13 protein-coding genes are annotated in these 13,417 nt (G+C 69.0%); 8 read left to right on the forward strand and 5 right to left on the reverse strand.

Annotation, left to right across the window (positions count from 1 at the left end; genetic code table 11):
- Window positions 1-3: 3 nt before the first annotated feature.
- The 7 genes from JQX13_RS49075 (at window position 4) to JQX13_RS49105 (ending at window position 7,458) form a co-directional block, all read left to right on the forward strand.
- Window positions 4-561, forward strand: a complete 558-nt coding sequence (locus JQX13_RS49075) for an NADH-quinone oxidoreductase subunit B (RefSeq protein WP_203406276.1) — start codon at window positions 4-6, stop codon at window positions 559-561.
- Between the two features lie 382 nt (window positions 562-943).
- Window positions 944-1,456, forward strand: a complete 513-nt coding sequence (locus JQX13_RS49080; RefSeq protein WP_203412567.1) for an NADH-quinone oxidoreductase subunit C — start codon at window positions 944-946, stop codon at window positions 1,454-1,456.
- A gap of 38 nt (window positions 1,457-1,494) precedes the next feature.
- The gene (gene nuoD / locus JQX13_RS49085; RefSeq protein ID WP_203406277.1) at window positions 1,495-2,760 is read left to right on the forward strand and encodes an NADH dehydrogenase (quinone) subunit D; all 1,266 of its coding nucleotides are present in this window, start codon (window positions 1,495-1,497) and stop codon (window positions 2,758-2,760) included.
- Window positions 2,757-4,619, forward strand: coding sequence for a 2Fe-2S iron-sulfur cluster-binding protein (locus JQX13_RS49090; protein ID WP_203406278.1), 1,863 nt, complete (start codon window positions 2,757-2,759; stop codon window positions 4,617-4,619). Before nuoD ends, JQX13_RS49090 begins: the two co-directional genes overlap by 4 nt.
- A 2-nt stretch (window positions 4,620-4,621) precedes the next feature.
- A complete protein-coding gene (locus JQX13_RS49095; RefSeq protein WP_203406279.1) occupies window positions 4,622-6,124 on the forward strand; it encodes a complex I subunit 1/NuoH family protein in 1,503 nt (500 codons plus the stop codon).
- Between the two features lie 12 nt (window positions 6,125-6,136).
- Entirely contained in the window at window positions 6,137-6,898 is a 762-nt protein-coding gene (locus JQX13_RS49100) for a NuoI/complex I 23 kDa subunit family protein (protein ID WP_203406280.1), read from the forward strand.
- A 200-nt stretch (window positions 6,899-7,098) separates the two neighbouring features.
- On the forward strand, window positions 7,099-7,458 hold the full coding sequence (locus JQX13_RS49105; RefSeq protein WP_203406281.1) for a (2Fe-2S) ferredoxin domain-containing protein: 360 nt from the start codon (window positions 7,099-7,101) through the stop codon (window positions 7,456-7,458).
- Window positions 7,459-7,473: 15 nt separating this feature from the next.
- Here JQX13_RS49105 and JQX13_RS49110 read toward each other — a convergent pair whose 3' ends face one another.
- Window positions 7,474-10,044, reverse strand: a complete 2,571-nt coding sequence (locus JQX13_RS49110) for an adenylate/guanylate cyclase domain-containing protein (protein WP_203406282.1) — start codon at window positions 10,042-10,044, stop codon at window positions 7,474-7,476.
- 95 nt (window positions 10,045-10,139) lie between these two features.
- Here JQX13_RS49110 and JQX13_RS49115 point away from each other — a divergent pair, with 95 nt between their 5' ends.
- Window positions 10,140-11,000, forward strand: a complete 861-nt coding sequence (locus JQX13_RS49115) for a hypothetical protein (RefSeq protein WP_203406283.1) — start codon at window positions 10,140-10,142, stop codon at window positions 10,998-11,000.
- An 18-nt stretch (window positions 11,001-11,018) separates the two neighbouring features.
- Here JQX13_RS49115 and JQX13_RS49120 read toward each other — a convergent pair whose 3' ends face one another.
- The 4 genes from JQX13_RS49120 to JQX13_RS49135 form a co-directional block, all read right to left on the reverse strand.
- Window positions 11,019-12,014, reverse strand: a complete 996-nt coding sequence (locus JQX13_RS49120) for a hypothetical protein (RefSeq protein WP_239015522.1) — start codon at window positions 12,012-12,014, stop codon at window positions 11,019-11,021.
- A 394-nt stretch (window positions 12,015-12,408) separates the two neighbouring features.
- Entirely contained in the window at window positions 12,409-12,681 is a 273-nt protein-coding gene (locus tag JQX13_RS49125; protein ID WP_203406284.1) for a YtxH domain-containing protein, read from the reverse strand.
- Between the two features lie 38 nt (window positions 12,682-12,719).
- Window positions 12,720-13,166, reverse strand: a complete 447-nt coding sequence (locus JQX13_RS49130; RefSeq protein ID WP_203406285.1) for a hypothetical protein — start codon at window positions 13,164-13,166, stop codon at window positions 12,720-12,722.
- Window positions 13,167-13,203: 37 nt separating this feature from the next.
- Window positions 13,204-13,404, reverse strand: a complete 201-nt coding sequence (locus JQX13_RS49135; RefSeq protein WP_203406286.1) for a hypothetical protein — start codon at window positions 13,402-13,404, stop codon at window positions 13,204-13,206.
- Between the last annotated feature and the right edge of the window lie 13 nt (window positions 13,405-13,417).

Raw genomic sequence — 13,417 nt, forward strand, 5'->3', positions numbered from 1 at the left:
AACATGGCTGAGACTGATATCGCACCCGTACTGACCACCCGCCGTGACGAGGCCATGGGCTTCTTCGAGCGGATGGTCTCCAAGGGTCTGGGCTGGGCGCGCAAGTACTCGCTCTTCACCTACCCGTTCGCCACCGCGTGCTGCGGCATGGAGTTCATGTCCGTGTCGGCGGCCCGCCACGACATCGCCCGCTTCGGTGCCGAGTTCCCCCGGTTCTCGCCGCGTCAGGCGGACATGCTGATGGTGATTGGCACCATCAACCTGAAGCAGGCCCCCATCCTCAAGCGCGTGTACGAGCAGATGTGCGAGCCCAAGTGGGTCGTCGCCTTCGGCGTGTGCGCCTCGTCGGGTGGTTTCTACGACAACTACGCGGTGCTGCAGGGCATCGACCGCATCATCCCGGTGGACGTCTACATCCCCGGCTGCCCGCCGCGCCCCGAGCAGGTGCTCGACGGCCTCAAGCTGCTGCAGGACAAGATCGGCAACCAGGTGCACACGACGGGTCACCGTGGCTCGGCCCCGCACGACCTGCTGGCCAGTCAGTACAACCTGAGCAAGTAGGCACCCGGGCACCGCGCAGGTGCCGGCCCAGGGCCCCGCGAGCCTCCTCGGAGGCAGCGGGGCCCTCGCTTTTCCACCACCGGTAGCGCGGACGGGCGGACCCCCTCGAAGCGCAGTCGGCGACGGCTTCCTCTGGCAGGAGCTGCCCCCCACCCCCGTGGCCGGAAAGCGCGAGCCCGTCTCCACCTTCATCCCCCTGCCCGCTCCTGCTCGCGTGGGCTCCGGCGAGGCGGCCAGGAAACCCCGTTCCGGGGAACGTCGACTTCTGCCTCGCGTAAGTAGCGAGGATGGTTGAGGGATTACGTTGACGCCCCCCCGGGGTGATCCTTATAACGCCCCGGATTCCATAGCCAGCATTGGGGCCCCCTTGAGCACTTTCGCACTGGACAGGGTCACCGCCCAGTTTCCGGAGGCGGTGGCGGAGCGCTACCTCGACCGCACTGGCGGCGCCTGGGCCGTCATTCACGCCGAGCACCTGCCGAAGGTCGCCGCGTTCCTGAAGAACGAGCTCGACTTCAAGCTCTTCACCTCCATCGATGCGGTGGATCGCCTGCACCTCGCGGAGAATGATCCGCGCTTCGAGGTCGTCTACTTCATCTACTCGCTGTCGCGTCACGAGCACGTGCGCCTGAAGGTGCGCGTGAGCGAGGCCAACCCGGAGCTCCCCTCCATCGTGCCCGTCTTCCGCGGCGCCGACTGGTGGGAGCGCTTCGTCTGGGATTTCTACGGCATCCGCTTCGCGGGACATCCGGACCTGCGTCGCGTGTTGTTGTACGAAGAGTTCCAGGGCCACCCGCTCCGCAAGGACTACGCCCTGCGCGACCGTCAGCCGCTCATCCCCGAGCGGCCCATCAAGGACATCTTCCGCGGCCCCGGTACCAGCGGCGTTTCCTGAACGCTCGCCCTCCTACCGGTCGCCCCCCCGAGGACATCATGGCGGACACCCACAAGCCGGCGTCACCCCCCAACCCCACAGCGCCCAACCCGGACATCGACGCTTACGCCCACGAGGAGGAGCTGGAAGCCCACCTCCAGACGAAGCGGATGTACATCAACATGGGCCCCTCGCACCCCGCCACGCACGGCACGGTGCGCCTGAAGGTGGAGCTCGAGGGCGAGAACATCGCCTCGATCGACTGTGAGATCGGCTTCCTCCACCGCGGCTTCCAGAAGAGCTGCGAGAACGTCACCTGGACCCAGTGCCTGCCCTACACGGACCGGTTGAACTACGTGTCCGCGATGATGAACAACTTCGGCTTCCTCAACGCCGTAGAAAAACTCATCGGCCTGGAGATCCCCGAGCGCGCCCAGTACATCCGGGTCATCGGCTCGGAGCTGCACCGCATCCATGATCACCTGACGTGCGTGGCCGCGACGGGCATGGAGCTCGGAGGCTTCGCGCCCTTCCTCTACGGCGTCGAGGCGCGCGAGCTCATCATGGATCGCGTGGCCGAGCTGACGGGCGCCCGGCTCACCACCAACTTCGGGCGCATTGGCGGCATGAACCGCGACCTGCCCGAGGGGTGGAGCGAGAAGGTCATCAAGACGCTCGACAAGGTGATGGAGCTGGTCGACGAGATGGACGGGCTGCTCACGCGCAACCGCATCTTCGTGGACCGCACCAAGGAGACGGGCATCATCACCGCCGAGGACGCCATCGACTACGGATGGACGGGCCCCTGCCTGCGCGCCTGCGGCATCGACTACGACATCCGCAAGGTGAAGCCATACTGGGTGTACGACCGCATGGAGTTCGACGTGCCGGTGGGCCAGCATGGCGACAACTACGATCGCTACCTGATGCGCATCGAGGAGATGCGGCAATCCAACCGCATCATCCGCCAGGCGCTGAAGCAGATCCCCGGTGGCCCCATCATCGTGAATGACTGGCGCATCGCGCTGCCGCCCAAGCCCGAGGTGTACGGCACCATCGAGGGCGTCATCTCCCACTTCAAGCTGGTGATGGAGGGCATCCAGGTGCCCGCCGGCGAGGTCTACGACTGCACCGAGGCCGCCAACGGAGAGCTGGGCTGGTACATGGTGAGCGACGGAAGCGGCCGGCCGTACAAGGTCCACGTGCGCGCACCGGGCTACCCGATCCTGTCCGCCGTGCCCCACATCATCAAGGGCAAGTTGCTGGCGGACCTCATTCCCACCTTTGACACGATCAACATGATCGGCGGCGAGGTCGAGCAGTGAGCGACAACGACACCAAGAAGCCAACCGGAGACTCGCAGCCGCCCCCCAAGGGCGCGCCCTCCGAAACGCGTGAGGCTCCCGGCTCCACGCCGAAGCATCCGCCCGCGGGCGCGAAGCTGGACACCCCTCCGGCCGCGCACAGCGCCCCCACCGCGCCGCCCCCGCCTCCGACCGCCAAGCCGGCCGGGCCGCCCCCGCCGAAGAACCCGGGCTTCGTCACCTGCACCATCGACGGCAAGGAAGTCGTGGTGAAGCCGGGGACGAACATGGTCGAGGCCGCCCGTTCGGTCGGCTCGGACATCCCCTACTTCTGCTACCACCCGCGCCTGTCCATCGCGGCCAACTGCCGCATGTGCATGGTGGAGGCGTCCAACGCCCCCAAGCTGGTGCCCGCCTGCCAGACGCCGCTCGCCGAGGGCCAGGTCATCAAGACCAACACGGCCAAGGTGAAGGAGCAGCAGCGCGCGGTGATGGAGTTCCTGCTGCTCAACCACCCGGTCGACTGCTCCATCTGTGACCAGGCCGGTGAGTGCAAGCTGCAGGACTACTACATGCGCTACGACTACCGCCCCTCGCGTCTGGAGGGCGGCAAGGTCATGAAGAACAAGCGCAAGGTCCTGGGACCCCGCGTGGTGCTGGACCAGGAGCGCTGCATCATCTGCAGCCGCTGCGTGCGCTTCATGAACGAGATCCCGAAGGAGCCGCAGCTCGGCATCTTCGGCCGTGGCAGCCACGAGGTCATCGACACGTTCCCGGGCAGCGAGCTCAACAGCAACTACTCGCTCAACACCGTGGACATCTGCCCCGTGGGCGCGCTGCTCAGCCGGGACTTCCGTTTCCGCGCCCGCTCGTGGTTCCTGTCCGCCGCTCCGTCCGTGTGCACCGGCTGCTCGCGCGGCTGCAACACCTACGCGGACTTCATGGCGCAGGACACCTACCGCTACCGCCCGCGCGAGAACGAGGCCATCAACAAGAGCTGGATGTGCGATCAGGGCCGGCTCTCGTACAAGTACCTCAACCTCGGCCGCGTGCTGAGCGCGGTGGTGGGCCGCCAGCAGGGCGGTACGGCCCGTCCGGAGGTCGCGCGCAAGGAGGCCATCAAGGCCGCCGCCAAGGCGCTCGGCGAGGTGAAGGGCAAGGTGGCGGTGCTCGCCTCCCCACTGGCCTCCAACGAGGACCTGCTCGCCACGCTCACCTTCGCCAAGGGGACGCTGGGCGCCAGGGAGGTCTACGTGGGTGGCCGTCCGCAGGGTGACGCCGACCACTACCTCATGACGGCGGACAAGAACCCCAACCGCAAGGGTCTGGAGCTCATCGCCGCCGGACTGGGGCTGGCGCTCCGTCCGTTCGACGAGCTGGTGAAGGCCATCGACGGTGGCAAGGTGAGGGCGCTCTACGCCGTGGGCACCGAGGTGCCGGGCAACGTGGAGACCTTCGCCCAGGCGGCCGCGAAGCTGGACGTCTTCGTGGCGCAGGCGATGAACGAGTCGCCGCTGACCGCGCAGGCCACCGTGCTGCTGCCGGCCTCCACCCACGTGGAGTACGACGGCTCCTTCGTGCAGATGGACGGCATCGTCCAGCGCTTCCGCAAGGCGTACCCGTCCAAGGGCGACGCCGTGGCGCACTGGGCGCTGGCGGCGGAGCTCACCCGCGAGCTGGGTGGCACCGCGGCCTGGACGTCCTCGCGCGAGGCGTTCCGCGAGCTGGGCAAGCAGGTGGCCGAGCTCGCCCAGTTCGACTGGGACAAGGCCGCTCCGCCCGACCGTGAAAAGCCTGGCATCAATCCCCTGCCGACCGCCGCCGACGGCCGGCCACCGGGGTATCGTGAGTTCGGCGCTCCCAGGGTCCGGGGTCTCTGACAATGAAGCGCACACTCACCATGCTGTTCTGGTTCGGCGTCATGTTCGCCCACTTCGCGGGCATCATGGCGGCGGCGTACCTGCTGGGCGGTCTCGTGGAGGATCTCTTCCCGGGCGCCAGCCGTCTGACGAACCTGGTCATCCTGATGGTCGCCGTGGTCATGGGCATCGCGTCCCTGCTCACGGTGGCCGAGCGCAAGTGGAGCTCGCTGATGCAGAACCGCATCGGCCCCAACCGCGCGCGCATCAACCTGCCGGGTCTCAAGGACAAGGCCCTGGTGGGCATCCCCCACTTCCTGGCCGACGGCATGAAGATGCTGTTCAAGGAGGACTTCATCCCGGCCACGGCCAACAGGCTGCTCTACAACCTGGGGCCCATGCTGGCCTTCGCGCCGGTGTTCGCCCTGTTCGCGGTGGTGCCCGCCGGTCCCACGGTGTCGGTGTTCGGCGAGACGGTGGACATGGTGGTCGCCACCCCGGACTTCGGCGTCCTCTACGTGTTCGCCATCGCCTCGCTGGCGGTGTACGGCACGTCGCTGGCCGGCTGGTCCTCCAACAACAAGTTCGCGCTGCTCGGTGGCGTTCGCGCCGCCTCGCAGATGATCTCCTACGAGGTCGCCCTGGGCTTGTCGCTGGTGGGCCTGATGATGGCCTTCTCCACGGTGCAGCTGCCCTCCTTCGTGGGCAACGTGGCCAACGAGCTGGGCACGGGCGTCGTGGCCAGTGGGCAGGCCCGCTACCTGTGGTCCGCCAACTTCGGTGGCTTCGACATCGGCATCCCCGCGTGGGGCTTCCTGCTGCAGCCGCTGGGCTTCTTCCTGTTCTTCGCCGCGGCCTTCGCGGAGACCAAGCGCGCCCCCTTCGACACGCCCGAGGGTGAGTCGGAGATCATCGGCTACTTCGTCGAGTACTCGGGCATGAAGTTCGGCCTGTTCATGATCTCCGAGTTCGTGGAGATCGTGGTCCTGTCGGGCCTGGTCGTGGTGCTCTTCTTCGGCGGCTACCACCTGCCCTTCGGTGGCGAGTGGCTGTCCAACCTGCCGGTGATGCGTGAGCACGGGTGGCTGTACGGCACCATCCTGGGCACCGTGTTCTGGGGGAAGGTGATGTTCTTCGTGTGGCTGCAGCTGGCCATCCGCTGGACGTTCCTGCGCTTCCGTTACGATCAGATCCAGACGCTGGGCTGGAAGATCCTCCTGCCGCTGGGCCTCATCAACGTGTTCGCGACCGGCGCCCTGGTGCTGTGGGATCCGTCGCTGCGCGCGCTGGCCATCTTCGGCATCCTGCAGATCGGCATCCTGGTGGCCCTCACGCTGTCCCGGAAGGAGGCGAGCACCGAGGGTCACGGCCACGGAGGCGCGCACGGCGGCGGCCATGGCCACGATGCCCACGGCCACGACGCGCATGGTCACGGACTGCCCTCCCACGCCCATGCGGCCCACGCGGCCCCCCATCCTGCTGGTGCGCACTCCGGTGCCGCCACGGCCTCGCACCAGGCGAGCTGAGAGAAAGACATCATGGCTTACAACGCGACCAAGGATCCCCGCACCGACATCCGCGAGCGCTCCTACCTGCCGGAGTTGATCCGCGGTCTGGCCATCACCACCCGGCACTTCCTGCGCAACCTCTTCGGCGAGCGGGAGGTCAACACCCCGTTCGAGGACCGCAAGAGCACCAGCCTGGTGACCACCGTGCAGTACCCGGAGGAGAAGATCCCCTACCCCGACGGGTACCGCGGTCTTCACCGCCTGGTTCCGCGCGAGGACGGCAAGCCGCGCTGCGTGGCCTGCTACATGTGCGCCACCATCTGCCCGGCCCAGTGCATCTACATCGAGGCCGGGGAGTACGAGGTGGACGCGGCGGAGGGCAGCTCGCGCGTCATCGAGAAGTTCCCGACCCAGTTCGTCATCGATGAGCTGCGCTGCATCGTGTGCGGCCTGTGCGTGGACGCGTGCCCCAAGGACGCCATCCGCATGGACACGTACACGCACACTCCGGCCGAGTACAACCGGCAGGGCTTCGTCTACGACATCCCCAAGCTGCTCAAGGGGGCCGCCGTCTCCCACCCGTCCGATCCGTGGAACAAGCGCCCGGGTTCGGCGCAGCCGGCCCACGTGCACAAGGAGGCCCACACCCGCATCGGCGAGGGCCACGAGTCGCACCACGGCGCGGAGCTCACGGCGGGCCACGGCCACGCCCATGGTGACCACGGCGCTCCGGGCAGCCGCACCGTCGTCTCCAACGAGGGCCCGGTGCCCGTGACGAAGTTCCTCAAGTAGGACGTCCGGCGCACCCCGCCGGCTGCCGGCCCGCCCTCCCGCCTCGTGCGGTGGAATGGCGGGCCGGTGCCGTTTCAGGGCCCGTGCGCGTGCAGCCGCGTTGCAGCCCTACAACCCCGTTCCAGGCATGCGAGGGGACGGGTGCACCTCGGGGCGAGCGACCCTTTCCAGCGCATCACAAACTCCGTAGGGTGGGCCGCATGAAGCGTTACCGCCTCTCCGTGTGCAAGGGCTCCAGCTGCAAGGCCGGCGGCTCCGATGCCGTGGCCACGGCCGCCCGTGAGGAGCTGTCCACCCGGAAGCTCCAGGTGCGCTGCGAGCTGTACCGCGGAGGTTGCTACGGCTTCTGTCACATGGGGCCGAACGTCGTCATCCGCGAGGAGACGGGACGCAAGAGGGATCCCCTCTCCCCCGAGGACTACCAGCTCATGGGTTGGGAGGGCGAGGCGTACTACTCGCACATGACGCCGGAGAAGATGCGGCGCGTGGTGGCCGAGCACATCGAGCAGGACAAGCCCATCATCGAGTTCTTCGGCCACCCGGACGAGGCGGACGAGTAGCCCGCCCCACCGTCACTACCCCTCGAGCGCGAACACGCCGTCCCAGTCCTCTGGAGGCGCCGCCGAGGCGAACTTGCGGCAGCGCTCGGCGTACACCCCGGCCACCGCGTCCTGGAAGGCCTCCACGCCCCGTGTGAACAGCGCCAGCGCCTCGTCGAAGCGCCGCTGGTGGTACGCCGTGAGCGCCTGCTCGTAGAGCGCGAGCTGCTCCTGCATCTGGGGGGAGATCTCTCCCTTGCGGCCCACCAGCTCGTGCATGCGCAGGGGCTCCGTCCGGCCCTTGGGCCGCACCCGGTCCACCTCGCGGAAGACGTAGGAGTCCTGCGCCAGCCGGGCCGTGTTGTCCCCCACCAGCACGAAGGTGCCGTAGCCGCGGTTGAGGCTCTCCATGAACATGGAGAGCTTCACCGGCTCGCCCATGACGGAGTACTTGGACTCGAAGTCGCTGCCCATGCCGCCCACCAGCACCTCGCTGGTGTCGATGCCGATGCGGCACTGCAGGTGGTGGCCGTACGTCTTGTCCCAGTACGCCTGGCGCTCCACCAGCACCGCGCGTACCTTCAACGCGGCGTCGCAGGCCCGGTGCGCGTGTTTGTCCGTGCGCACCGGCGCGCCCCAGAAGGCCATCACCGCGTCGCCAATGTACTTGTCCACCTGGCCGTGCGTGGCGCGCACCACGTCCGTCATCTCCGTCAGGTAGTCGTTGAGCAGCTGGATGAGCCGCTCGGGCGGAAGTTGTCCGGACAGACGCGAGAAGCCGTCGAGGTCACAGAAGAAGACCGTCACCTCGCGGCGCTCCGGCCGCGTCAGCAGGCGCAAGTCCCGCGTGACGAGCCTCGCCACCTCGGGGTGCACGTAGCGGCCGAGCACGTCGGTGATGAAGTGGCGCAGCTGCCGCTCGGTGCGCGAGGCCTGGACGATGGTGAAGACGAAGGTGAGGCCCATGGCCAGCAGCGGGCCCACCATCGCCACCCAGAGCAGCCGGGTGACGAACAGGTACCAGGCCACTCCCGCGTAGAGCAGGCCCACCGTCCCCATGGCGGTCAGGTACACCATCACGTCGCCGAAGGAGCGCAGGCCCCGGTTGAAGGTGAGCGCCACGAAGGCGCCGATGAACGCCAGCCCCAGCGTCAGGAAGAGATCCGTGCGCGGCGTGGCACGGGTGAGGCCCTCGGACTGCAGGAGGTTCACCAACGACTGCGCGAGCACCGCGCCCGCGGGTGTGCGCTCGCCGATGGGCGTGCGCTGGAAGTCCATCGCCTGGCGCGACGTGTTGGTGAAGACGATGAGGCGGCCCTCGATGTCGTGCACCGAGCGCGGCGGCACGCCCTCGCGTACGGCGAAGAGGTTGCGCAGCACGTTCCATGCGGGGATGGCCCGAGACACCGAGCCCCGCGAGCCCCGCCCCACCTCCGCCGCGTCCCAGCGCACCAGGCTGTAACCGGACTCGTCCATGGGGATGGAGAAGCGGTCTCCCACGTACAGCCGGCCGTCCGCGTAGCGCAGCTGGCGCGTGTTCGCCTGACGCATCGCCGCCACCAGCGGCATCGAGGGAAGCACGTGCCGGTTGCCCTCGCGCGAGCGGTAGCTCACCAGGTGTGGCACGGCGCGCACCACCCCGTCCGGATCCGCCGGCACGGTGACGGCGCCGTAGAGACTCGCCGAGCCCAGCAACGGCGCCACCGGGTGCTCCAACTGCCGCACCTCCTCCAGCAGCGCCGCGTCCAATCCCTCCACCTGCACCTCGGCCAGGGACACGAAGAGCTCGAGCGGGCCCACACGGTACGTGTCGTCCGTGACGCGCCGCTCCTGCACCTTCGGCGGCTCGCGCACGCCCTGCTCCAGCGCCACCCGCTGGCCATCCTGCTCGCTGGCCACGCCCGCCCAGACCTCCACGGCGTTGCCCGCGGGGATGAGGAAGGCCGGCTTCTGGTCCGCCAGCACCGACTGCACCCGGCTCCGGGCCTCGGCCTCGCTGGCGTAGCTACCCAGCCGCACGCGGAACGGCCACAGCCTGCTGCCCGCCGGAATCCCCCGGTCCGAAGTCCACGAAAAGGCCAGCACCGACTTCTCCGGGTAGCGGTCCAGCAGCGTGCGGAAGGCCCGATCGTCGTCCAGCCCCTCCAGGCCGGGCGTGCCCTGCGCGAGGCAGGCTCGCGGGCTGCGCTCCGTGAAGGGGAAGTCGAGCAACACCAACTCCGCGCCCTCGTCGACGAGCCGGTTGGACAGGCCACCCAGGATTTCCCGGGGCCATGGGTTGGAGGCGATGCCGGGGTGCTCGTCCTGACGGGCCTCGGCGAGCGTCTCGTCGTCGAGCGCCACCACCACCACGCGATCCGAGCGCGAGGAGCGGGCCCCCAGGGAGCGCACGCGCCAGTCGTAGGTGCCCCGCTCCCAGGACTGCACCCAGGCAGAGGGGCGGGCGAGCAGCGCGATGGGCGTGGCCTCCCCGGAGAGCTGCGCGCGCGGAACGCGGTAGTAGACGAGCAACCCGAGAATGGCGCCGAAGAGCGTGGCCTGCAGGAGCGAGTAGCCGAGCCGCTGCAGGAAGCGGAGACCGGCCGAGTAGATGGGAAGGCTTCGCACGGGAGCGGCCACCATAGCGCGTTCGGCCCCCGGCCCCAGCCCTCACGACACCCTGGTATGCTCGTCCGCCGGGCCGTCCTTCCGGAAAGATGCATATGAAACGCCTCCTGCTGTCCGCCGCCGCCACCGCTCTCCTGCTCTCCCCCCTTGCCTGCGAGCAGCTCCTCGCGGAGAAGGTGATGGTGGGCACCGTACTGTCCACTCCGGACGTGGACGTGTCGTTGTCCGCCATGGCCGGGTTCGATGCCGGCACGCAGCCCGACGGAGGCTTCTACGAGGAGGATCGGCTCACCCTCCCGGGTCAGACGGCCGCCTACGTCTTCTTCGGCACGCGCAGTGGCGACCAGGGCACCCCGGAGCCCCTCTCCGACGCCACCGTCCGCATCGAGATGCAGAACGGCGGCACGCTGAACCTCGAGAACAAGGGCCCGGGTACCTACGGCCTGACGAGCGGCTCCGAGGATGACGCGGGCGTGAAGTACCAGTCCGGTACCACCTACCGCTTCATCGCCGTGCAAGGAGGCAACTCGCACGTGGGCACCGTGGAGGACGCGCCTGCCCAGGAGCGCATCGACACGCTCCACCCACCGGAGGGCTTCGTCCGGCACCTGGCCAACCAGGAGCTCACGCTGCGGCGTCCCGCGGTGGCCGGCGGCAAGGAGCGCACGATCGGCTTCGTCACCGTCATCCCGCTGAGCTCGGACGGCGACAAGGGCGAGCCCACCTACTCCAACATGCCGACGGATCCGCTGAGCCTCCTCCAGCTCGCGGCCATGCCCGCCGATTGGACGCGGGACACCCTCACCATCCCGGGCAGCGCCTTCCCCCGGCCCCAGAGCAACTACCTCGTCGTCTTCCAGACGGTGCGGTCGGGCGGCGCCGAGTCCAACAACCTCTTCATCGGCAGCGCGCTGCTCGTGGGCACCGCGGACGTGGGCATGGTGCGCACGCAGTAACCGGCCTCGCCCTCCCGTTCACCCCGCTTCCACCTCGAGCTCGAGCCGCCCCTCGAGCTTGAGGCGCAGCAGGTGCCCCGCGAAGCGCTCGGACTCCTCTCGGGTGAGGATGCCGCGGAAGCCGGGCCCATCAGCCACCTCCACCTCCATGACGGGCCCGCGCTGCAGCAGGCGGAAGAAGTCCTCGCCTCCCTCGGCGCGCGGCACGAAGACGGGCAGGAAGCCCTTCACGGGCAGCACCTCTCCCGGCGCGCGGACCCGCGCCACCAGGGCCGGCGCATCCGGACGCACCTCGCCCGGCGCCACTCCCTCCTCCGGGTAGAGCGGCGCTGGCGGCAGTGACACCTCCTCCGTGGAGTCGTCGAAGAGGAAGCCGTAACGCGAGGGGATGCGTCCGGTGAAGAGGTACAGCAGGAGCACGGAGGCATCGCCCCCCACTCGCTCCACATGGAGGACGGCGCGCGTGGCGCCCACCTTGCGCAGCAGCAACCGCAGCCGCGGAGGCGATGCGCTCAGGTAGCGCCGCACCCTGTCCTGCACGGTGGAGCGGATCTCCTCGAAGGTCGCTCGGTAGCGGGCCTCGCTCTCCGCCTCGTCCTTCGCCAGCGCCTCGCGCGCCCGCGTCAGTTTCTCCTCCGCCTGACGCAGGAACTCCCGCATGGGCACGTCCGTGGAGGCCAGCGCCGACTCCGGTGCCGGTACCGCCCCGGCCGAACCCGTCCGCTCCTGGCTCGCCGCACGCACCGCGCCCACCAGGAAGGAGCCCTGCTGCTCCAACCGCTCGCGCTCCTCCTGGAAGCGCAGCCGCGCGGCGCCGTGCGCCAACCTCAACTCGAGCCACGCGTCATAGGCGGACTCCAGCGTCTCCAGGTCCCGCACCCGGGCCAGTACCCCGCGTGTCACGGACTCGGCGGTCGCATCGGGCCGCGGAGGCTCGGGTGGCGGCGCTGGCCGTGCCGACACGGTCCCGGTGCGCGCCAGGGTCGTCTCCAGCTCGGCGCCCACCGCGGGCATGTCGTCGTGTGGGGTGATCCGGCGCGGCACGGGCACGCACCCGGGAGGACTCACGGAGGGGCTCTCGCGCGACGCCTCCCGCCCTGGCCTCCGGGCATGGACGGGCGCTGGCAGCGGACTCCCTTCCTCCCAGGCGCCATCGAGGGCGGGAATCTCCTTCGGCGTGTCCCGCCGCTTCGGCGAGTCCTCGCGCTTCGACGCGGCACGTCCCGCGCCCTTCCCTGTCCGGCCCTTTCCTCCAGCCGGCTTGCGCTCCTTCCTCGACGTCACGCAGCAAGCTCCCGCATAGGGTTCCGGAGTCTAGCGCCTGGAATGTCGAAGGGGCGACCCGGTCTGAGCGGATCGCCCCTCGATGGCCGCCCGAATCCCGGGCGGAGCCACGTCATGTCGGCGACTAGGCGCTGCGGGACACGGACTCGGGGCGCTGCCCGTTGCCGTTGGCCAGGGTGTCCTGCTCTCGCTGCAGCCGGCTGCGCAGATCATTGCGCAGCTCGTTACCGGCCTTCGGGGCCATCAGCAGGCCCAGGCCCGCGCCCACCAGCATCCCCACGGAGAAGGCACCCAACGTGGGCAACAGCCAGTCCGCGGGACCCTTCTTGGTCTCCAGCCCGAACAGCTCGAGCAGGTCGTCCTTGTCCATCTTCTTCAGATCATTGGCGCTGATCATCGCGTGCGCTCCTGTATGGCGGGTGGGGGAACAGTGAATCACACCTGCGGGCCCTGAGGGCCGCCAACGCCACCACTCCCGGTCATGTTGGACACACGACCGGCGCCCACCTCGACACCGTGCAGCGCCGCCTCGGCCATGCCGATGAGCTCGTCCTTGACCATGGGCAGCGCCGCCAGACGCACGCCCAGCCGGATGATGCGCCCGGTGGTGCGCGTGAAGAGGCCGCCGCCGAGCACGTAGCCCACGCCGAACGCCGCGGCCAGCATCAGGTACGGGTTGCGATCCACGCGGCCCTTGAGGTCCAACGACTCCTGCAGGTCCGTCACCGCGCCGCGCGCGTCGTCCCACAGCTGCTGCGCGTCCGAGCCGATCCGGTCCACGCGATGGCCGAAACCCGCCTGCCCCTGCCCCTGATTGCCCTGCGCCTGGCCACCGTTGGCCGACTGGCCACCGTTGCCCGGGTTGCTCTGGAAGGTCGTCATGTAGGAACTCCGAGTCTTCGAGAAAACGGTGACACCCTCAGCGGCGGGACGCGATGCGCCCGACGATGAAGCCCACGGCCACGGCGCCCAGCAGGCACGTACCCGGGTTGGCGCGGATGAAGCTCACCACGCGGTTGTTCATGTCCTCCAGGTTGCGCCGCGCGTCCTCCAGCTGCGGAAGCACGTTCTCCTGGAGCTGACGGGCCTTGTCCTGCAGGTTCTGCGCATTGACGTCCATGGGATCCTCTCGA

The sequence above is a fragment of the Archangium violaceum genome (assembly GCF_016859125.1).
Lineage (GTDB): Bacteria > Myxococcota > Myxococcia > Myxococcales > Myxococcaceae > Archangium > Archangium violaceum_A.